The following is a 20,817-nucleotide window of genomic DNA, read 5'->3' as shown; positions in this document are numbered from 1 at the left end:
ATCCGTCGCGCTGCGCCCCGGCCTCCGGTCGCGATCCCCGGATATCCGGGGAAGCTGGAGGTTCCAGTGCGAAGTTTCGGGGGTGAGGCTCCAGTTTCCCCGGATATCCGGGGAAACCAACGGCGCCGGCGGGCCAGGCGTACGCCGCCCAGCGACCGCGAGCCCCCTCAGCCCTCCCGGGCCGGGGAGCCGTTGATCCGCACCCGGTCGGCGCGCATGCCGTGCTCGACGCCCCAGAGCACGGCCCGGGAGCGGGAGTCGACGTCGATCTTGCGGTAGGCCGAGCGGATGTAGGACTTGATGGAGTTGAGGGAGAGCAGGGTGCGCTCGGCGATCTCCTGGTTGCTCAGCCCCATGGTGATCAGCGAGAGCACCTCGGCCTCGCGGGCGGTGAGGCCCTCCTCGCGGCCGGGCCAGTCGCCGCCGACGAGGGAGGAGCGCCCGCGCGAGGGGGAGACGATGACCTGACCGGCGGAGATCGCGGAGATCGCGTCGACGAGCCGGGCGGCCGGGAGGCTCTTGGAGAGGTATCCGCGGACGCCTTGGTTGAGGGTGTCGCGGGTCAGCCACGGCTGGAAGTTCCACGTGTAGACCGCGACCTGCCGCACCTGCGGGCTCTCGACCAGCCTGTGCACCGCGGGGCCGTTGCCCTGGCCCATGCCGAACGTGTCGTAGAGCGCGACGTCGACGGGCTGCGCGACCGGCTTTCCGGCCACCAGCTCGACCACCTCGATGCGGTGTCCGTAGCTGCGCATCATCGCGTCAAGGCCACGCACGACGACCTCGTCGTCGTTGACCAGCGCCACTCGAATCACCATGGCCACAAGGTACGACAGTTTGTGTATGTTGAGCCGGTTGTTCGGCAGAGATGGGGGAGACGTGCGGGAGAGCGCGGCCGTGGTCGAGGAGTCCCGCACGGGAGGTCTCGGCATCCGGTGCGAGGGCGTCGTGCACCTCTACAAGACCTTCGGCGGCCACGACGTCGTGGCACTGCGCGGCGTCGACCTGACGATCCGCCCCGGTGAGCGCGTCGCCTTCCTCGGCCCCAGCGGCTCGGGCAAGTCCACGCTGCTCGCGCTGCTCGGCGGCATCCAGCGCCCCAGCGCCGGCAAGATCTTCCTCGGCGAGGAGGAGGTCTCGCGCATGGGCGAGCGCTACCTCGCCCGCATCCGTTCGCGTCAGGTCTCCACGATGCTCCAGGGCGCGACCCGCAACCTGCTGCCCTACGCCACCGCCCGGCAGAACATCGCCTTCGCCCAGCTCTCCCTCTCCGGCGGCGACCGCGACCGCGCGCTGGCCGACACCGAGCTGCTCGACCGCGTCGGCCTCGTCGACCAGGCCGACCAGGTGGTCTCGACGATGTCGGGCGGCCAGCGCCAGCGGCTCGCCCTCGCGTGCGCGGTCTCGACCGCGCCGCGCCTGCTGCTCGCCGACGAGCCGACCAGCCAGCTCAGCCACGCCGACCGCGACCACGTGCTGCACCTGATCCACTCCATGGGCGACGACTTCGGCACGACGATCGTGGTGGTCACCCACCAGCCCGAGGTCGCCGCGACCTTCCCGCGCACCGTGACCATGAAGGGCGGCCGGGTCGGCGCGGAGGGCCACGGCGGCTCGGAGTACGCCGTCGTGGGCGAGGACGGCGTCCTCCACCTGCCCGGGCACATCGCCGCCGAGTGGCCCCCCGGCACGCTCGTGCGCTTCGAGGACGACGAGCAGGGCCGGATCATCGTGACCCGCGCCAGCGGCGAAGGAGCCCAGCAGTGAACGCCTTCGGCACCGACAGCCTGGGCGGCTTCAGCGGGCGCGACGGCGTCAGCGGCGGCCTGGTGCTCGAGTCGATCACCTACGTCAACGGCCGTACGCTCCTCGACGACGTCAGCGTCGTCTTCCCTGCCGGCAAGGTGACCGCGCTCTCCGGGCCGAGCGGCTCGGGCAAGACCACCCTGCTCTCCATCGCCGGCGGCCTGCTGCAGCCCACCTCGGGCACCGCCGAGCTCGCCGACGGCAACGAGAAGCTGGACATGTGGACCGGCAGCGGCGACCCGCGGCCCGAGGTCGCCTTCGTCCTGCAGGTCTACGGCCTGGTCCCGATCCTGTCCGCCCGGGAGAACGTCTCCATCGCACTCCGCGCCCGTGGCACCGCCCCGGCCGACGCCGACGAGGCCGCCGAGGCGGCCCTGGCCCGCTTCGGCATCGCCGACCTCGGCGAGCGCCAGGTCGAGGAGCTCTCGGGTGGGCAGATGCAGCGCGTCGCCTGCGCCCGCGGCTTCGTGGTCGGCGCCGACGTGCTGCTGGCCGACGAGCCCACGTCCGAGCTCGACGAGGGCAACCGTGGCGTCGTGCTGGCCGAGCTGCGCGAGGAGGCCGCCCGCGGCGCCGTCGTGGTCGTAGCCACCCACGACCCCGCCGTCGTCGAGGCCTGCGACCTCCACATCGCCCTCGACGAGGGCCGGGTCGTCCGTTGAGCCGTGTCCTCCGCGGGGCCTGGAGCCGTCGGGGCGCCCTGACGACGCTGGTCCTGATGACCCTCGTCGTGGTCGCGGGGGCGGTGCTGGTGCTCCAGTTCGCCGACGCGGCCGGCACCTCGCCGTGGCTCTCCGCGCCCCTGCTCCTCCTCGGCGCCGTCGCCGTGCCGAGCATCGGCGCCGAGCTCGCCGTCGCCCGCCGCGAGGAGATCGGCCTGGCGCGGCTCCGCGGCATCCATGGCGCCCGGCTGTGGCGTTTCCTGCTCGTCGAGCCGCTCCTCGCGATCGTCCTGGGCACCCTGTTCGGCCTCGCGATCGGCGCCGTCGGCACCGTGCTCGCCACCCGCACCTGGCTCGACGACGCGGCCCCCGCGCTCGGTCGTACGGCGCTGCTGGCCGCCGCCGCGATCGCCGGAGCCGGCCTGGTGATCGTCGGCCTCTCCGCCGCCTCCGCTCTCCGTGAGCCGCTGGCCGTGCAGGTCTCGGCCCGCCGCCGCCCGCGGCGCGCGACCACCCTCGCGATCTTCCTCAGCGTGCTGGTGCTCGTCGGCGCCGGCGTCGCGGCCTACCGCAGCCGCGAGGCGGCCGGCGAGCCCGACCTCGTCGTGCTCCTCGGCCCCGCGCTCGTCGGCCTCGCGCTCGGCCAGGTCGCGATCTGGGTCGTGCGGCTCGCGGCCCGCGGCCTCACCCCGGTGACCGAGCGCCGCGGCCTCGGCGCCTTCCTCGCCGCCCGCCGGCTGGCCCGCGCCGACGACCTCGTCACCCCGATCCGGCTCGTCGTGGCCGCCGCCGTCGTCGGCGCGCTGGCGCTGAGCGGCGCGGTCGCGGTGAGCGGCTGGACCACCGGCCAGGCAGCGGTGGAGGTGCCGGGTGCGCGCACGATCGATGCGACCGAGCTCGGCGCCATGGGAGCGGCCGACCTCACCGACGCCGTCGACCCCGACGGCGAGCACCTCGTCGCCACCGCCATCGTCCGCAACGAGACCCGCCTGGCCGAGCGCCGGGCCTACGTCGACGCCGCCCGCTGGGACGCCGTCGTCGGCGACTTCTACGACGCGACCCCCGCCCGCGCGGCATCCGCGGCGGTCGGGCGGCTGTCCACCGGCGCGACCCCGGTGCAGGTGAGCGGCAAGCGCCTGACCCTGACCGTGTCGGGGATCGAGGTCCCGAGGAAGCGGACCTTCCGCGCCCCGGACGGCCAGGAGGCCTCGGTCGGCGGCGGCTTCGCCGAGCTGTCGCTGAGCTACGTCACCACCGCCAACGTCTCGGGGGCCGCGATCGTGCGCTTCGAGGTGACGCCCGACGGCCGGGCCGTCTCGCGCAGCGTCGGGGTGCCGGACTGCGCCGACGGCTGCGCCATCACCGGTCTCGCGCTCAGCCGCGACACCCGCGGCGTCATCGACGGCAGCGAGTTCGTCGTCCGCCTCGACTCGCTCGACCTGGGCGACACCGACCTGCTCGCGAAGCCCTGGGTGCCGGAGGAGTCCTCGGTCGCCGCCGCGCTGAGCAACCGCTTCTTCCGCAACTACGAGCCGCCGGCCGTGCTCGTGGTCAACCTGGTCGACGGCCTCCAGGTCGCCCTGCTGCCCGGCGGCACCCCGCTCGCCCTGCGGCTCGACCAGGGCGGCGCGGGCGTGCCCGTCCTCGCCGCGGGCGAGGAGGCGCCGCAGGCGCTCGACCTCGGCGGCGACGACCGCACGACCGACGTCATCGGCGTCGCCGGCTCGCTCCCGCTGCTCGGCAGCGTCGGGCTGCTCGCCGACATCCGCGCGTCGGCCGTGGGCTCCGGGCCAACGGTCCCCGCGGCCGAGGTGCAGGTCGTCGCCGACGCCGACACCCCGCAGGCGATGCTCGACCAGGTCGCCGAGGCGACCGGCTCGACGTGGCGCACCCGCGCCAGCGTGCGCCACTCGCTGGGCGAGCGCTTCGGCGGCGCCCAGTCGACGGCGTACGCCCTGACGGCGCTGGCGTGCGCGCTGGTCGCGCTGCTCGCCCTCGGTGCCGGGGTGGCGCGCCACCTGCGCGACTACCGCCGTGACGTGGCGTCGCTGCGCGTGCTCGGCATCTCGACGGCCACCGCACGACGGGCCGGCCGCGCCGAGCTCGCCAGCCTGACCGTGCTCGTGCTCGCCGGCGTGGTGGCCGGGGGCTGGCTCGCGGTCACCCTCCTGCTCGACGGCCTGCCGCTGCTCGACGTGCCCGTGGCCGGGCTCGCGCTCGACACCGCCCCGAGCCTCTGGCCCCTCGTCGTCCCCGCCGTGCTCGCCGCCGCGGCCGTCGTGCTCGTCGGCGGGCGGGCCCGCGCGGTGCGCGCGTCGACCACCCGACCCAGCCTGCTGCGCGAGGAGGAGGGCCGATGATCCAGCTCCTCGGCGCGATCGTCCGCGGCCTGCGCGCCCGCGCGCTGCTCTCGGCCGGCTCGGTGCTGCTGACCGCGCTCGCGATCGGCTCGGCCGTGCTCGGCCCGGTGTTCTCCGAGGCCGTCACCAACTCCTACGTCGTCACCCGCCTGCAGGAGACGCCTGCCGGCCTGACCGGGCTGAGCCGCGTGCTCACCCCCGACCCGGGGTCCGACGTCGCGCAGGCGAAGCAGGACGCCGTCGCGGCGGCCCGCACGCTCGCGCGCGGGCCCTGGCAGCCGCCGGTCACGACGGTGCAGTCGGAGAAGCTCAGCGCGCTGCGCGGGGTCGTGACGTTCTGGTCGCGCGCCGACGCCTGCGAGACCCTCGCCGTCGAGGGCCGCTGCCCGCAGGCCCCGGGCGAGGTGCTGATGCTCACCCGCGACCTGGAGAAGACCGGCGCGGAGATCGGCAAGCCCCTGCCGCTGGCGATCTTCGAGACCCCCGGGGTGCAGCAGCTCGGCCTGCCGCGCCCGGGCATCGACGAGGTCGTGGTCGTCGGCACTTACGACACCCCGGCCACCGACGACGACTGGCTCATCCCTGGCCGGCTGGCCAGCACCAACGAGCAGACGAGCATCCGCGGCGGCTACCAGCCCTACGCGCCCGCGCCGCTGATCACCACCGACGACACCGTGGCCGCGGTGGGGGCCTGGACGGTGCGGGTCGACTCGCGCCTGGCCGTGCCCGCCGACCTGACCCCGAGCGACCTCGAGGAGGCGGCCGACGCCGCGCTGGCGGTGCCGCCGGACGCCGAGGTCGAGGTCGAGGGCGGCACGATGCGCGCCGACGACACCAACTCCCTGGCCGACGTGGTCGAGGAGGTCGGCTTCCAGCAGTCCACCGCGCGCAGCTCGATCGCCCCGGCGGTGCTGTCGCTGGTGCTGGTCGCCCTCGCGCTGCTGATGCGGCTGCTCAACGCCGCCAGCGAGCTGCGCGTGCCCGAGCTCGCCCTCGCCTCCCTGCGCGGCGTGACCGCGCGCAGGCTGTGGGGGCTCGGCCTCGCCGAGCCGCTCGTGATCCTGCTCCTCGCGACGCCGCTCGGCATCGCCTTCGGCCTCGGGCTCTCGGTCGTGCTGGTGCGCAGCTGGCTCGTGCCCGGCCTCCCGCTGCCGCTGCCCGCCGCCAGCTGGACCGCGGCCGCGCTGGTGCTCCTCGCGGCCTTCGCCGTCGCGTGCGTCGCCGTGGGGCTGGTGGTCCGCGAGTCGCTCGCCTCCCAGCTCAGCGGCGTACGCCGTCCGGTGGCCGCGCGCCGCTGGTCGGTCATCGCCCAGCTCACCCTCGTCGCCCTCGCCGTCGCCGTCCTCGCCAGCAAGCTCTCGGCGAGCGGGCCGGGTGAGCCCGACGCCACCGACCTGGTGCTGCCGGTGCTGCTCGCGGTGGTCGCCGGCCTGGCCGCGACCAGGCTGACCGCGGTGCTCGCCACGTGGTGGACCGGTCGCTCGCGCAGCCGCTCGCTCAGTGGCTTCGTGTCGTCGCGTGCGATCTCGCGGCGCCAGGAGGGCACGCTGGTGATCCTGCCGATCACCGCCGCGATCGCCGTCGCCGTCTTCGGGGCGGGCGTCTACGACTCCGCCGCCACCTGGCGCACCAGCGTCGCCGCCACCGCCTCGCCCGCCGCGACCACCTGGTCGACCACCCTGAGCATTTCGGAGGCCGTCGACCTCACTCGCCGCATCGACCCCGACGGCGAGTGGATCATGGCCGCCGCGAGCGTCACCAACCCCGGCGCCAACTTCTCCGTCGTGGACAGCAGCCGGCTGGCCCGCGTCGCGACCTGGCCGCCGACCTGGAGCCCCGGGCGCGGCGTCGAGCAGGTCGTCGACGACATCGCGCCCGACGGCGTCGTGCCCACCGTGCGGGGGCGGCGCATCAGCCTCACGATCGACAATCGCGCCGACATGGATGCACCCCTCTCGGTGGAGGTGCGCTTCGGCACGCGGGCCGGCGTGCCGCTCAAGGCCTACCTCGGCCCGTTCCCGCGCGGGGAGAGCACCCGCTCGGCCCGGTTGCCGCGGTGCGCGGAGGGCTGCGCGCTCGAGGGCATGACCCTGGGCGGCGGCGCCGGCACCAACACCCGGATGACGGGCACGCTGCGCGTGGTCGCCATCGACGTCGACGGTGCACCGGTCGAGCACGCCATCGAGGGCGCGGCCTGGACGCCGACGCCCGACCAGGGCGTGAAGAGCTCGATCACCGAGATGCGCGAGGTCGACGGCACCCTCGAGATGAGCGTCGACACCGGCAGCTCGGTCGGCATGGCTCGCCTCACCGCGGGCGGCATCACCCGCGACCGCCGGGCCCTGGCCGGGCCGGGGGTGCAGCAGCGCTCGCTCGACCGGCTCGACGAGGGCTACGGCCTCATCCCGGTCGCGCCCGTCGGCGGCATCGGTGCCGTGGAGGGGATGCCCTTCACCGGCCCGTCCGGCCTGCTGGTCGACTACTCCTCCTTCATCACCGACCGCCCGGTCTTCGACAACCTGGTCACCACCCACGTGCTGGCCCGCGAGGGCACCCCCGCCTCGATCACCGAGGCGCTCTCCGAGGCGGGCCTGAGCATCGGCACCACGCTGGCGCAGGAGCGGCAGGTGCTCGACCAGAGCGCGTACGCCCTCGCGCTGCGCCTCTACGGCGTGGTCGCCGCCCTCGTGGTGCTGATGGCGCTGGCCGGGCTGTTCGTCAGCGCGGCGGTGCAGCTGCCGGCCCGCCGCCGCGACGCGGCGGCCCTGCGTGTGGTCGGCGTGCCGAGGTCCGCGGTCATGGTGGCGGTCGTGCGCGAGCTCGCCGTCGTGCTCGGGAGCGCGGCGCTCGCCGGCATCCTGGCCGGCTCGCTCGCGCAGTGGGTGGTGCTGCGCACCATCACGCTCGGCTACGCCGACGACGCGACGACGCCTGCGCTGGTCGCGGCCATCTCGCCGCTGCGGCTGGTCGTGCTCGCGCTCCTCGCTGCGGCCGTCTTCGGCGCCGTCGCGCTGCTCAGCGCCTCGATGACCGTGCGCGGTGCGCGGGGTGCGACGCTGCGGGAGTCGGCCCGCTGACGCAGGCCTGGCCCGCCGTGGCTCAGGGGCAGGCTCAGGCTCAGGCTCAGGGGCAGCAGGGGTCGTAGCGGAAGCCGACGCCGCGGATCGTGCGGATCCACTCGTTGTCGGCGGCCGCGCGACGCAGCTTGCGACGCAGGTTGGCCAGGTGCACGTCGACGACGTGGGTGCTGTCGGGGACGAACTCGGTCGACCAGACCGCGCGCATCAGGTCCTCGCGGGGCACGACGACGCCGGGGTTGCGCACGAGGTGGGCCAGCAGGTCGAACTCGGTGCGGGTGAGGTCGACCTCCTCGCCGGCGACCGTCACCTCGCGCGAGCCGGTGTTGAGCGACAGGTCGTCGCAGCCCAGGGGGTGCGCGGGCGAGTACACCGCTCCCGTGGCCGGGTTGATCGGCGGCAGCGCAGGGACGGGCACGGTGACCTCGACGTGCGCCTGGGCGGCCGCGCTGATGGCGGGCGAGACGAGGTCGGAGGTCCGTGGGCGGCGGAAGAGTGCGGCGACGCGGGCCTGAAGCTCGCGCATCGAGAACGGCTTGACGAGGTAGTCGTCGGCCCCCACCTCGAGCCCGACGAGACGGTCCACCTCGGAGGTGCGCGCACTGATGACGATGACGTAGCAGTCGCTGGTCACCCGGATCTGGCGGCACACCTCGACGCCGTCGATGTCGGGCAGCGAGAGGTCGAGGGTGACCAGGTCGGGCTGGTGCTCGCGCACGAGCGTCAGCGCCTCGGCGCCCGAGCGGGCCACGACGACGTCGAAGCCGGCCTGCTCGAGCAGGGTGCAGATGACGTCGCCGATGTCGTGGTCGTCCTCGACGACCACGGCCCTCCGGTCCTTCTGCATCAGCCAGCTCCCACGTCGATCACTCGTCCACCCGGGTCGGTCCCGGCTGCCGGGACGTCGTGCCCCCGTGGGTGCGGGACTCCGGGCTGCTGCCGATCGTAGGCGGCGGCAGCCCGGAGGGAGGCGGAATGGCGCAGGTGCACCCCTCGCTGGGGTGAGGCGGCAGGTCGAGCCGGCAGGTCGAGCCGGCAGGTCGAGCCGGCAGGTCGAGCCGGCGCTGCCCGGCTCGACCTCAGGGACGAAGCTCAGAAGTCGAGCCCGCGGGCCCAGTCCTCGGAGTCGATGCGGGCCACGAGGTAGGGGCCGCCGCCGGCGCGCCGCCCCTCCTGGCTGCCCTCGCGGTCCATCCGGTAGCCGATGCCGCGGATCGTGTGGATCCAGGTGGCGTCGGAGTGCCGGCGCAGCTTGCCGCGCAGGTTGGCCACGTGCACGTCCACCAGGTGGTGGTCGTGGGTCAGGGCGCTGCTCCAGATGGCCAGCACCATCTCCTCGCGGGTGCAGACCCGCGACAGGTGCGTGGCGAGGAACTCGAGCACGTCGTACTCGATGCGGGTCAGGTCGACGATCGCGCCGTCGACCTGCACCTCGCGCCGCGCGGAGTTGATGACCAGGCCGGCGCCGCAGTTGATCGTGCTGGGCTCGTCGCTCGGCTGCGCCGGGGCCGGCACGTGCGGTGCGGTGGCACTCGCGTCGTCGGCACCGCCGTTGGACCGCGGCCGACGGAACAGCGCGGCCACGCGGGCCCGCAGCTCGCGCGGCGAGAACGGCTTGAGCACGAAGTCGTCGGCGCCGACCTCGAGGCCGATGAGCTTGTCCACCTCGTCGGACCGGGCCGAGACGATCACGATGTAGCAGTCGCTGCTCTCGCGGATGCGGCGGCACACCTCGATGCCGTCCATGTGCGGCAGCGTCAGGTCGAGCGTGACGAGGTCGGGTGGGTCGGCCTGCGCCGCACCCACCGCCTCGCGCCCGTCGCGCGCCGAGGTGACCCGGAAGCCCGCCCCTTCGAGCGTCTCCACCAGTGCCGAGGAAATGTCTGGATCGTCTTCGACGACCAATGCATGAAGATCTTGCACGTTGAAACCCCCACCGTTGAGCTCACAACGAGGACCCCACGTCCTCGCGATGGCGTCGCCTGGGCGACGTTGATCGATGGTACGGGGTGGAAACAGTCAACGGCGGATTAGTTGTCCGCCTGTGGACGAGTGTCTAGACCAGGGCATTTGACGGAATCTGAGTCAACGTCCCGACACCCGTGCGCTTTCCTTGGTTCAGGTCAGGTCGATCGCGCGATTGACCCAGGTGCTGTGCACGACCATCCCCACCCGCTCGTAGAGGCCCAGGGCCCCGGTGCGCGAGTCGGTGCTGAGCTCGGACGTCGTCGTGCCGTGCGCGCGGGCCTCGGCGAAGGAGTCGACGAGCAGCGCCTGGGCCAGGCCGCGGTGGCGCTGGTCGCGGCGCACGGCCACCCGGTCGACGTAGCCGGTGGTGCCGTCGTCGGAGACCAGGACCACCGAGACGCCGACGACGGCGCCGTCGGCGTCGAGCGCGACGCGGAGGTTCCACGGCTCGAAGCCCGGACGCCCGGTGGTGGCGGCCTCGAAGTCGGCGAGGTCCTCGCGTGGGCGCACCGACCACTCGAGGAAGGCGTCCTCCAGCACGTCGTGCGCGGCCCCCATCTCCTCGGGCTGCGCGGCGCGTACGACGTAGCCCTCCGGCAGCGCCCGCTCGGGGATCGTCGCGCCCTCGGGCAGCCTGAGCACCCAGCTGGTCCAGCGCACGTGGTAGCCGAGGGCCTCCAACAGCCGGTCGCCCGGCGAGCCCTGCGGCACCGGCATGCCCACGACCGTGGACCCGATGCTGCGCCCGAGGTCCTGCAGCCAGTGCGCCAGCCAGGTGCCGATGCCGCGCCCGCGGTGCGAGGGCAGGACGGAGGTGTCGGCGCGGTCGGCGCCCATCAGCTCGGCGTACGCCACGAGGGTGTCGCCGTCCCAGACGCCGACCGAGCGGGCGCCGAGGTCGTGGCTGGGCCGGGCCCAGTCGCTGACGATGTCGGCCTCCTCGATCGCGACCTCACCGATGTCGGCCTGCTCCTGGGCGGCCATGAGGACGAAGACGTCGTGCGCGTCGGTCTTATGGAGGGGCCTGGTGGTGAGCCCCGGGGGCAGTGCCGGCATCACATCTCGCATGGGTGGAGTGTGCTGCCTCACGTCGGGCCCTGTCGCAGGCTTTTTCGCCGCCGCGGAATGCTCGAATCCCCCGCGAGGCCCTACCTTTGGGGTGTGAGTGACGACCAGCTTGTAGCACCCGACCAGACCTTCTCCGACCTCGGCCTCGCGCCGCAGGTGCTCAAGGCGCTGGCCGACGTGGGCTACGAGACCCCCTCCCAGATCCAGGCGCTGACCATCCCGCCCCTGCTCGAGGGCCGCCACGTGGTCGGCCTCGCGCAGACCGGCACCGGCAAGACCGCCGCCTTCGCGCTGCCGATCCTCTCCCAGCTCGACATGAACCAGAAGACCCCGCAGGCGCTCGTGCTGGCCCCGACCCGCGAGCTCGCGCTCCAGGTCTCGGAGGCCTTCGAGCGCTACGCCGCGCACATGAAGGGCGTGCGCGTGCTGCCGATCTACGGCGGCCAGGGCTACGGCGTCCAGCTGTCCGCGCTCCGCCGCGGCGTGCACGTCGTCGTCGGCACCCCGGGTCGCATCATGGACCACCTCGAGAAGGGCACGCTCGACCTCAGCGAGCTGCGCTTCCTCGTGCTCGACGAGGCCGACGAGATGCTCAAGATGGGCTTCGCCGAGGACGTCGAGACGATCCTGGCCGACACCCCGGACAGCAAGCACGTCGCGCTGTTCTCGGCCACGATGCCGGCCCAGATCCGTCGGATCTCCAAGAAGTACCTCGCCGACCCGGTCGAGATCACGGTCAAGAACAAGACCTCGACGGTCTCCTCGATCACCCAGCGCTACCTGATCGTGTCCTACCCGCAGAAGGTCGACGCCCTCACGCGCATCCTCGAGGTCGAGAACTTCGAGGGCATGATCGTCTTCGTCCGCACCAAGAACGAGACCGAGACCCTCGCCGAGAAGCTGCGCGCCCGCGGCTACTCCGCGATGGCGATCAACGGCGACGTCGCCCAGGTGCAGCGCGAGCGCACCATCAACCAGCTCAAGGCCGGCAAGCTCGACATCCTCGTCGCCACCGACGTCGCCGCCCGCGGCCTCGACGTCGAGCGCATCAGCCATGTCGTCAACTACGACATCCCCACTGACACCGAGTCCTACGTCCACCGCATCGGGCGTACGGGCCGGGCCGGGCGCACCGGCGACTCGATCGCCTTCGTCACCCCGCGCGAGCGCCACCTGCTCCGCGCGATCGAGAAGGCCACCCGCCAGCCGCTCACCCAGATGCAGCTGCCCACGGTCGACGACGTCAACGCCACGCGCCTCTCGCGCTTCGACGACCAGATCACCCAGGCGCTGACCCAGCCCGAGCGCATCGACTTCTTCCGCGACGTGGTCTCGCACTACGTCAGCGAGCACGACGTGTCCGAGGTCGACGTCGCCGCCGCGCTCGCCGCGGTGATGCACGGCGAGCAGCCCCTCCTCCTCGAGCCCGAGCCGGAGCGCGCCACCCGCACCTTCGACGAACGGCCCACCCACGGCGGCAAGGCCGACCGTGCGCCGCGCGAGTCGCGCAGCGGCGCGCCGATGGCGGCGTACCGCATCGAGGTCGGCAAGCGGCACAAGGTCGAGCCGCGCCAGATCGTGGGCGCCCTGGCCAACGAGGGCGGCCTGTCGCGCGGCGACTTCGGCTACATCTCCATCAAGCCCGACTTCTCCGTCGTCGAGCTGCCCGCCGACCTGCCGCCCGGCACGCTCGACCGCCTCGCCGGCACCCGCATCTCCGGCAAGCTGATCGAGATCAAGCCCGACAACGGCCCGTTCCGCGGCCGCCCGGGTGGCGGTCATGGTGGCGGTCACCGCAGCAGCGGCGGCGGCTACAAGGGCAAGAACCCCCGCTGACGCCTTTCCGGCGGAGCTCGGGCGAAGTCCCCGGATATCCGGGGACTTTCCCGCTTGTCACACCAGATCTGGGTGTCAAAGCGGGAGACTCGGGTGCACAGTACGCCGTTCGCGCGACGAAGCCCCGCCGGCCGAGGGGCCGACGGGGCTTCGGTTCGCTTGCGCGAAGCGGTGGATCAGGCGTTCTTGATGGCCGAGATGTCGAACTCGAGCTTGATCTTCTCCGAGACCAGGACGCCACCGGTCTCGAGGGCGGCGTTCCAGGTGAGGCCCCAGTCCTTGCGGTTGATGGTGGTCTCGCCCTCGAAGCCGACGCGCACGTTGCCGAAGGGGTCCTGGGCCGAGCCGGTCTGCTCGAACTCGATCGTGACGGGCTTGGTCACGTCCTTGATGGTGAGGTCGCCGGTGATGGTCCAGTCGCTGCCCGAGCGCGTGACGTCGGTGGAGACGAAGGTGATGTTGGGGTAGGTCTCGGTGTCGAAGAAGTCGCCGGACTTGAGGTGGCCGTCGCGGTCGGCGGAGCCGGTCTCGACCGAGGTGACGTCGATGGACAGGTCGACCTTGGAGCTGGCGGGGGTGGCCTCGTCGATGTGGGCGGTGCCGGTGAACGCGCCGAACTGGCCGCGGACCTTGGTCACCATCGCGTGGCGGGCCACGAAGCCGAGGCGGCTGTGGCTGACGTCGAGGGTGTAGTCACCGGTGATGTCGTCGATGGCGGTGGTGGGGGCGTCGAAGGACGTGGTCATGGAGGGCTCCTGAAGGCGGTGGTTGGTAGAACTTTCAACCATCCTAACGAGGGGGTCCAGGGATTCATTCCCGCGAGCCCGGACTAATTCGGCCGGACCATTTCGGTCCGGACGTGCAGCGAGCCACGTCCCCGACGGGGACGTGGCTCAGGCGCGTGGTCGTGCGAGTGGAGCTGCGTCAGGCGGCAGCGACCGCGAGCGCGGTCGGTGCGGGCGCCCAGCGTGCCTCCATGTGGGTGCGACCCGACGCATCCGTGACAGCGATCCACGTGCAGACCGGCCCTGTGGTCATCGCGTGCTTGCTCATGTGACACCTCCCGTTCACCTTCTGTTCACCTAATCTAGCACGTCTCCACCCGCACACCATCGTTTCGCTCAGAACTGCGTCGGATGCCCCACCGTGGGCCATCGGATGGCTCGTGAGGGTCGACCATGCCCCACTTGTGACGCAGGGGGCCAGCTCCAACGCGGCCGTTCTGGACCCAATCGGCGGTTTCTGCCCGATTTCGGGCAAGAAGTTGCACCGGATGGCTCCGCGGCGCGACCATCGGGGATGTGCCCGATCCCGCCCTCGTCTCCCACGTCGTCGCCACCACGTCGCTGACGCCGGGAGAGGCAGCCCGCGTGATCGACGACGTCATCGCCTTCCACACCCAGAGCGTGGAGGGCTTCGTCCGCGACCGGCACGCGCACCTCAAGACCTACGGCGCGAAGAACCCCGAGATCTTCGCCCGCATCGCCGAGGAGCTGCGCGAGCGCGTGGTCGCGGCACCCGAGCTCTCCGAGCGGCAGCTGCGCCGCATCGTCTACGGATAGAGGACTGACCATGTGTGGAATCGTCGGCTACATCGGCCGCCAGGACGCGGCCCCCGTCGTGCTCGAGGGGCTCACCCGCCTCGAGCACCGGGGCTACGACTCGGCGGGCGTCGCGGTGCTCGGCGGGCGCGGGATCCGGGTGGCCAAGCAGGCCGGCCGGGTGCGCGACCTGACCGAGGCGCTGCCCAAGCGCTTCGCCGGCACGACCGGCATCGGCCACACCCGCTGGGCCACGCACGGCCCGGCGACCGACGCCAACGCCCACCCGCACGCCGACGAGTCCGGCCGCGTCGCGGTGGTGCACAACGGCATCATCGACAACTCGGCCGCGCTGCGCGCCGAGCTCACCGACGCGGGCGTCACGCTGGCCAGCGACACCGACACCGAGGTGCTCGCCCACCTCGTCGCCCGCAGCGACGCCGACACCCTCGAGGGCAAGGTGCGCGACGCGCTCGGCGCCGTCGTCGGGACCTACGGCCTCGCGGTGCTGCACGCCGACTTCCCCGACCGCATCGTGGTCGCCCGCAACGGCAGCCCGCTCGTCGTCGGCGTGGGTGACAAGGAGATGTTCGTCGCCTCCGACCTCGCCGCGATCGTGCGCCACACCACGACGGTCGCGGTCCTCGACGACGGCGAGATGGCCACGGTGACCGCCGCCGGCTTCAGCACGATGCGCCACACCGACCTCGCCTCGACCGGCAAGACCGCGACCGAGGTCGACATCGACGCATCGGCGTACGACGCGGGCGAGCACGAGTCGTTCATGCGCAAGGAGATCCTCGAGCAGCCCACCACCGCGCAGGCGGTGCTGCGTGGCCGGCTCGACGAGCGCTTCGGCACCGCGCACCTCGGCGGCCTCCACATGGACGCGCGTGAGCTGCGCGCGGTGCGGCGGGTGAAGATCCTGGGCTGCGGCTCAGCCTACTACGTCGGCCAGATGGGCGCAGCGCTGATCGAGGAGCTCGCGCGCATCCCTGCCGACGCGGAGGCCGCGAGCGAGTTCCGCTACCGCGACCCCGTCATCGAGCCCGACACCCTCTACGTCGCGGTGAGCCAGTCGGGCGAGACCATCGACACCCTCCTCGCGGTGCAGGAGGTGCGCCGCAAGGGCGGTCGCTGCGTCGGGCTCGTCAACGTCGTCGGCTCGGCGATCGCCCGCGAGTGCGACGGCGGCATCTACCTCCACGCCGGCCCGGAGGTCGCGGTGGCGAGCACCAAGGCGCTGACCAACATGTTCCTCGGCTTCGCACTGCTGGCCCTGCAGCTGGGGCGCGTGCGCGACCTCTCGATCGCCGACGGCAAGCGCCTGGTGGCCGGCCTGGAGAAGCTGCCCGCGCAGATCGAGGAGGTGCTGGCCGGCGAGGACGACCTGGTCGAGGTCGCGAAGGTGCTGGCCGAGGCGCGCAGCCTGTTCTTCATCGGCCGGGTGCGCGGCTTCCCGGTGGCTCGCGAGGGCGCGCAGAAGTTCAAGGAGATCAGCTATCGCCACGCGGAGGCCTACCAGACCTCCGAGCTCAAGCACGGCCCGCTCGCCCTCATCGACCCCGAGGTGCCGACCGTCGCGCTGGTGCCGCGCGACGAGCTGACCGAGCGCAACATCGGCGCGCTGCACGAGATCGACGCGCGGCACGGCCCGCTCGTGGTCATCACCCACGCAGACGTCGACCTCGGCGAGGTCGGTGCGCGCCGGATCGTGGTGCCGCGCAACGAGCCGGAGCTCGACCCGATCCTGCTCACGATCCCGCTGCAGCTGCTGGCCTACCACGCCGCGCAGCACCTCGGTCACGACATCGACAAGCCCCGCAACCTGGCCAAGTCGGTCACCGTCGAGTAGCCCGCGCGCACCGCGCGACGGCCCTGAAATGGACTGGGCGCCCCTTGCCGCATGGGGTCGGCAAGGGGCGCGCCTGCAGAACCTTCCCACGGGCCCCGAGCGGTGTCCGGGCTTCGTCGCAAGTGCCCCCCAGTTTTTGCTGTCAGGTGCATCACCCGTGGCCGACCGCGGTCGCGACCAGGCCGAGCGCGCGCTCCGCGAGCGGCTCCGCGAGCGCCCGGTCGGCGGCCACCAGCCCCACGCGCGTACGCCGCTCCAGCAGGTCGTCGGCGTCGTGCGCGCCCTCGTGGGTGATCGCGAAGACGAGCTCGGCCAGCGTCACCGGCACGTGGTCGGCAGCCGGGGCGAGCAGCTCGTCGTCGCCGAGCCCGGTGACCTCGCGCGCCGTCGCCAGCACCAGGTCGGCGTCGGTGCCGAAACGTCGTACGAGCCGGGCGGGCGCGGTGCTGCGCCGGAGCCGTTCGTGCGGCGCTGCGCCGAGCAGCCCCAGCGTCGCGGTGCGGCAGGGGCCGGCGTCGAGCCGACCGTCGGCGACGAGCGCGTCGAGGGTGTCCTGCGCCATGCGGCGGTAGGTGGTGAGCTTGCCGCCGACCACGGTCGTCATGCCGCTCGCCGAGGTGAGGATCGCGTGCCGGCGGGACAGGTCGGCGGTCGTGTCGGCGCCGGCGACCTCCAGGAGGGGGCGCAGCCCGGCGAAGGCGCCGACGACGTCGGCGCGGGTCGGGGGGTCGGCGAAGGCGGTGGCCACGACGTCGAGGAGGAAGTCGACCTCGCGCTCGCTCGGCACCGGCACGTCGGGCACCGGTCCGGTGACGGGCTCGTCGGTGAGGCCGACGTAGAGGGTGCCGTCGGGCTGCGGCAGCACCATCGCGAAGCGCGAGCTGCTGCCCGGGATCGGCACCATCACCGCGACCCGGGTGTGCGGCAGGGTCGAGCCGCGCAGCACCAGGTGGGTGCCGCGGCTGGGGCGCAGCCGCACCCGGTCGTCGAGGTCGCCGGCCCAGACGCCGGTGGCGTTCACGACCGCCCGGGCGCGCACCACGTGCGTCGCACCGGTCAGCTCGTCGCGCAGCTCGACCCGGGTGCCGCTCGCGCTCAGCACCCGCGCCCTGGTGCGTACGTCGGCGCCGTGGGCGGCCGCGGTGCGCGCGACCGTCGTGACCAGCCGCGCGTCGTCCTCGAGCTGGCCGTCCCACGCCAGCAGCCCGCCGCGCAGGCCGTCCGGCCGCAGCGACGGCGCCAGGCTGAGGGCCTCGGTGGCGTTGAGCCGGCGGGGGCGGGGGAGCGTGCGGGCGGTGGTGTGCGCGGTGCGGCGCAGCGCGTCGCCGGCGTGCAGGCCGGCCCACGTCAGGGCGGTGCGGCCGCGTGGCATCGCCTCGCCGACGGGGGTCAGCATCGGCAGCGCGTGCACGAGGTGGGGCGCGGTGACGTCCATCAGGATGCCGCGCTCGACGGCGCTCTCGTGCGCGATGGCCAGCTGGCCCTGGGCGAGGTAGCGCAGGCCGCCGTGGACCAGCTTGGACGACCAGCGCGAGGTGCCGAAGGCGAGGTCGTGGGCGTCGACGGCCAGCACGGTGAGACCGCGCGTCACCGCGTCGAGCGCCACGCCCGCACCGGTGATGCCGAGGCCGACCACCACCACGTCGACGTCGTCGGGGACGCCGCCGAGGCCGGGGGTGATCCGCCGGGCGGTCATGGCGCGAGCGAGGCGGTGACGAGGCGGGCGAGCTCGGCGTCGAGCTCGTCGAGGCCGACGGCGGCGTCGACCATGGTCAGCGCGGAGAAGACGAACCCGTGGCCGGCGAGCACCATCGAGCGCGCCATGAGCACCGGGTCGCCCGCGCGGATCGCGCCGGCGGCCTGCCCGCTCGCGATCTCCGCGGCGAGGATCTCGATCAGGGCCTCCTGCGACCGGCCGCGGCGTGCGAGCAGGTAGGGCAGCATCAAGTCGGGGTCGAGCTCGACGATGCGCACGAAGAGCTCGTTGTCGCGCAGCGCGCGGACGGTGGCGAGCGCGGCGGCGGCGATGCCGGCCGGGCTGGTCGTGTCGGTGGCCGCGGCCCGGGTGGCGGCGGCGATGCCGACCCACTCGCGGGTCATCAGGTCGCCGAGCAGCGAGCCCATGTCGGGCCACGCGCGATAGATCGTCATCCGCGAGACCCCGGCCCGTTTCGCGACCTCGGTGAGCGTCGTACGCCGCCAGCCGACGTCGAGGATGCAGTCGCGGGCGGCGTCGAGGTAGGCGTCGAGACGTGGGTCGCTCCCCAGGTCGGGGTGGATGTGACGAAGTGACGACATGTGGCACACTGTAACGCATGGATCGCAGGACGCCCGTGCCCGAGATGCACCCGCAGCGCTGGGGCGACCCGTCGCGCGCCGCTGACCTGCCGGAGTCGGCGCTCGAGCTGGTCGAGCTCGCCTTCGGCTCCCGTGAGCGGCCTGCCGTGGCGGGGGCGCGCCCCCCCGCCCCGGACCTGGCCGACGACCTGCTCCCCGGCCTCCGCACGATCGTCGGCGCCGAGCACGTGCTCGTCGACGACGCCACCCGCACGCTGCGCACCCGTGGCAAGTCCACCCCCGACCTGCTGCGCGCCCGCGCGGGCGACCTCGACGACGCGCCCGACGCGGTCGTGCGGCCCGACGGGCACGGCGAGGTCGTCGCGGTGCTGGAGTGGGCCGCGGAGCACGGGGTCGCCGTCGTGCCCTTCGGGGGCGGCACGTGCGTGACCGGTGGTCTCGCGGCCCGCCGCGACGGCTTCGCGGGCCTGGTCAGCCTGGACCTGGTGCGGATGAAGCGGCTGCTCGCGGTCGACGAGGTGTCGATGACCGCGACGCTGCAGCCGGGGCTGCGCGGGCCCGAGGCCGAGGCGCTGCTCGCCGAGCGCGGGCTGACGCTGGGCCACTACCCGCAATCGTTCGAGCACGCCTCGATCGGCGGCTTCGCGGCCACCCGCTCCAGCGGGCAGTCCAGCGCGGGCTACGGCCGCTTCGACGCGATGGTCGTCGGGCTCACCGTCGCCACCCCCACGGGCTCGCTCGACCTGGGCTCGGCCCCCGCGTCGGCCGCCGGGCCCGACCTGCGCCAGCTGGTGCTGGGCTCGGAGGGCGCCTTCGGCGTCATCACCTCGGTGACCGTGCGGGTGCGCCGCGCGCCGGCAGCGACGGCGTACGACGGGTGGCGCTGGCCGTCCTTCGCCGCGGGCGCCGACGCGATGCGCGCCCTGGCCCAGGGCGGGCTGCTGCCCACCGTGCTGCGCCTCTCGGACGAGTCCGAGACCGCCCTCAACCTCGCCGACCCGTCGTCCATCGGCAGCACCGACGACCCCGGCTGCCTGATGATCACCGGCTACGAGGGCACTGCCGAGCAGGTCGCGGAGCGGCGCTCGGCGGTCGGTGCCCTCCTCGAGCGCCTCGGCGGCACCGCCCTGGGGGAGGAGCCCGGGCAGAGGTGGCTGCACGGCCGCTTCGATGCGCCCTACCTGCGCGACTCGCTGCTCGACCACGGCGTCCTGGTCGAGACGCTCGAGACCGCGACCTTCTGGTCCGACCGCGAGCGGCTCTACGACGACGTGCGCGCGGCACTCCAGGACACCCTCGGCGAGGGCACCCTGGTGCTGTGCCACGTCTCGCACGTCTACGAGACCGGCTGCTCGCTCTACTTCACCGTCGCGGTGCGGCAGGGCGACGACCCGATCGCCCAGTGGCAGCGCGCGAAGGCCGCCGCGAGCGACGCGATCGTCGCGGCGGGCGCGACCATCACCCACCACCACGCCGTCGGCACCGACCACCGGCCGTGGCTGGCGCGCGAGATCGGTGACGTGGGCGTGCGGGTGCTGCGGGCCGTCAAGGCCGAGCTCGACCCGGCCGGCATCCTGAACCCGGGGGTCCTCATTCCCTGACCCTGACCCCGTCGCTGGTCGAGGAAGGCGCCCTGCGTGACCTCCTCAACCAGCGGGAGTGGCGAAGGACCACACGAGCAGCTCGGTCGGCTCGCTCGCCCGCACGACATGCCCCGGCTCGTCGGTGAGGCTTGCGGCGTCGCCGCCGCGCAGCGCGAGCCCGTCGAGCTCCAACGCACCAGTGGCGGCGAAGACGTGCTGGCGCGGGTCGTCGGGCAGCGTCACGACATCGCCCGCAGCCATCCTCGCCACCAGCAGGCGCGCGCCGGTCGTGCCGATCGGCAGGGCGTCGCCGCCCACGACCGCGACCAGCCCGGACGCGCCGGTCGGCGCCTCGCCCACGGCGTACGACGGCACGGTGCCCGCGGTCGAGGGCGTCAGCCACGCCTGGACGAAGCGGCAGCGCCCGGAGCCGGGGTCGGCGACCTCGCTGTGCCGCACGCCCGAGCCGGCCGACAGCACCTGGGTGCGCCCGGCCTCGACGACGTGCCGGGCGCCCGTGGAGTCGGTGTGGACGAGCGCCCCCTCGAGCACCCAGGTGACGATCTCCATCTCGGAGTGCGGGTGCTCGGCATAGCCGGCGCCGGGGTCGAGCAGGTCGTCGTTGTGGCAGACCAGGGGACCGAAGCCGAGGTTGGCCGGGTCGTAGTGCGGGCCGAAGGAGAACGAGTGGTGCGTCACGCGCCCCGCGTCGACCGACGACGACCTCCGCGAAGCGGCGTACACGGCCCTGCCCATGCCGATA

The 20,817-nt window shown here is 73.5% G+C and carries 17 protein-coding genes; 8 read left to right on the top strand and 9 right to left on the bottom strand.

Annotation, left to right across the window (positions count from 1 at the left end):
- Window positions 1-167 precede the first annotated feature (167 nt).
- The gene (locus tag ASG76_RS12300) at window positions 168-818 is read right to left on the bottom strand and encodes a response regulator transcription factor (protein WP_056603453.1); all 651 of its coding nucleotides are present in this window, start codon (window positions 816-818) and stop codon (window positions 168-170) included.
- A gap of 61 nt (window positions 819-879) precedes the next feature.
- Here ASG76_RS12300 and ASG76_RS12295 point away from each other — a divergent pair, with 61 nt between their 5' ends.
- The 4 genes from ASG76_RS12295 to ASG76_RS12280 are packed head-to-tail and all read left to right on the top strand — an operon-like array spanning window position 880 to window position 7,905.
- Window positions 880-1,767, top strand: coding sequence for an ABC transporter ATP-binding protein (locus ASG76_RS12295; RefSeq protein WP_235529573.1), 888 nt, complete (start codon window positions 880-882; stop codon window positions 1,765-1,767).
- Entirely contained in the window at window positions 1,764-2,468 is a 705-nt protein-coding gene (locus ASG76_RS12290; RefSeq protein WP_056603450.1) for an ATP-binding cassette domain-containing protein, read from the top strand. The genes ASG76_RS12295 and ASG76_RS12290 overlap by 4 nt, the downstream gene beginning before the upstream one ends.
- A gap of 56 nt (window positions 2,469-2,524) precedes the next feature.
- Window positions 2,525-4,828, top strand: coding sequence for a hypothetical protein (locus ASG76_RS12285; RefSeq protein WP_056603447.1), 2,304 nt, complete (start codon window positions 2,525-2,527; stop codon window positions 4,826-4,828).
- Window positions 4,825-7,905 (top strand): FtsX-like permease family protein, encoded by a 3,081-nt coding sequence (locus ASG76_RS12280; RefSeq protein ID WP_056603444.1) that lies wholly within the window; start codon window positions 4,825-4,827, stop codon window positions 7,903-7,905. The genes ASG76_RS12285 and ASG76_RS12280 overlap by 4 nt, the downstream gene beginning before the upstream one ends.
- Window positions 7,906-7,951: 46 nt before the next feature.
- Here ASG76_RS12280 and ASG76_RS12275 read toward each other — a convergent pair whose 3' ends face one another.
- The 3 genes from ASG76_RS12275 to ASG76_RS12265 all read right to left on the bottom strand — a co-directional run bounded on the left by ASG76_RS12275 (window position 7,952) and on the right by ASG76_RS12265 (window position 10,941).
- Window positions 7,952-8,752: a response regulator transcription factor gene (locus ASG76_RS12275; RefSeq protein ID WP_056603441.1), complete on the bottom strand. Its 801-nt coding sequence runs from the start codon at window positions 8,750-8,752 to the stop codon at window positions 7,952-7,954.
- Window positions 8,753-8,997: 245 nt separating this feature from the next.
- Window positions 8,998-9,828 carry a response regulator transcription factor gene (locus ASG76_RS12270; protein ID WP_082587482.1) on the bottom strand — a complete coding sequence of 277 codons (831 nt, stop codon included), beginning with the start codon at window positions 9,826-9,828 and terminating at the stop codon, window positions 8,998-9,000.
- 195 nt (window positions 9,829-10,023) lie between these two features.
- Entirely contained in the window at window positions 10,024-10,941 is a 918-nt protein-coding gene (locus tag ASG76_RS12265; protein WP_235529570.1) for a GNAT family N-acetyltransferase, read from the bottom strand.
- A gap of 93 nt (window positions 10,942-11,034) precedes the next feature.
- On the opposite strand from ASG76_RS12265, the gene ASG76_RS12260 reads away from it, so the two are divergent.
- Complete coding sequence (locus ASG76_RS12260; RefSeq protein ID WP_235529567.1) at window positions 11,035-12,777, top strand: DEAD/DEAH box helicase; 1,743 nt, start codon at window positions 11,035-11,037, stop codon at window positions 12,775-12,777.
- A gap of 176 nt (window positions 12,778-12,953) precedes the next feature.
- Here the strand turns inward: ASG76_RS12260 and ASG76_RS12255 are convergent, their stop codons facing one another.
- Complete coding sequence (locus tag ASG76_RS12255; RefSeq protein ID WP_056603435.1) at window positions 12,954-13,523, bottom strand: YceI family protein; 570 nt, start codon at window positions 13,521-13,523, stop codon at window positions 12,954-12,956.
- Window positions 13,524-13,701: 178 nt separating this feature from the next.
- Window positions 13,702-13,830, bottom strand: a complete 129-nt coding sequence (locus tag ASG76_RS19755; RefSeq protein WP_268788362.1) for a hypothetical protein — start codon at window positions 13,828-13,830, stop codon at window positions 13,702-13,704.
- A gap of 248 nt (window positions 13,831-14,078) precedes the next feature.
- On the opposite strand from ASG76_RS19755, the gene ASG76_RS12250 reads away from it, so the two are divergent.
- Both ASG76_RS12250 and glmS read left to right on the top strand, forming a co-directional pair.
- The gene (locus ASG76_RS12250; protein ID WP_056603432.1) at window positions 14,079-14,339 is read left to right on the top strand and encodes a hypothetical protein; all 261 of its coding nucleotides are present in this window, start codon (window positions 14,079-14,081) and stop codon (window positions 14,337-14,339) included.
- 10 nt (window positions 14,340-14,349) lie between these two features.
- Entirely contained in the window at window positions 14,350-16,173 is a 1,824-nt protein-coding gene (glmS, locus tag ASG76_RS12245) for a glutamine--fructose-6-phosphate transaminase (isomerizing) (RefSeq protein ID WP_056603429.1), read from the top strand.
- 151 nt (window positions 16,174-16,324) lie between these two features.
- Here the strand turns inward: glmS and ASG76_RS12240 are convergent, their stop codons facing one another.
- Together ASG76_RS12240 and ASG76_RS12235 are read right to left on the bottom strand one after the other, a co-directional pair.
- Window positions 16,325-17,869, bottom strand: a complete 1,545-nt coding sequence (locus ASG76_RS12240) for a glycerol-3-phosphate dehydrogenase/oxidase (protein ID WP_056603426.1) — start codon at window positions 17,867-17,869, stop codon at window positions 16,325-16,327.
- Window positions 17,866-18,471, bottom strand: coding sequence for a TetR/AcrR family transcriptional regulator (locus ASG76_RS12235; protein ID WP_056603423.1), 606 nt, complete (start codon window positions 18,469-18,471; stop codon window positions 17,866-17,868). Before ASG76_RS12235 ends, ASG76_RS12240 begins: the two co-directional genes overlap by 4 nt.
- Before the next feature lie 17 nt (window positions 18,472-18,488).
- On the opposite strand from ASG76_RS12235, the gene ASG76_RS12230 reads away from it, so the two are divergent.
- The gene (locus ASG76_RS12230) at window positions 18,489-20,072 is read left to right on the top strand and encodes an FAD-binding oxidoreductase (RefSeq protein ID WP_235529566.1); all 1,584 of its coding nucleotides are present in this window, start codon (window positions 18,489-18,491) and stop codon (window positions 20,070-20,072) included.
- A 45-nt stretch (window positions 20,073-20,117) separates the two neighbouring features.
- On the opposite strand, the gene ASG76_RS12225 is transcribed toward ASG76_RS12230, so the two are convergent.
- Complete coding sequence (locus ASG76_RS12225) at window positions 20,118-20,810, bottom strand: pirin family protein (RefSeq protein ID WP_082587480.1); 693 nt, start codon at window positions 20,808-20,810, stop codon at window positions 20,118-20,120.
- Window positions 20,811-20,817: the final 7 nt, after the last annotated feature.

The sequence above is a fragment of the Nocardioides sp. Soil774 genome (assembly GCF_001428125.1).
Lineage (GTDB): Bacteria > Actinomycetota > Actinomycetes > Propionibacteriales > Nocardioidaceae > Nocardioides.
The sequence above is the reverse complement of the archived record's forward strand: the minus strand, read 5'-3'. Positions and strand labels throughout refer to the sequence as shown.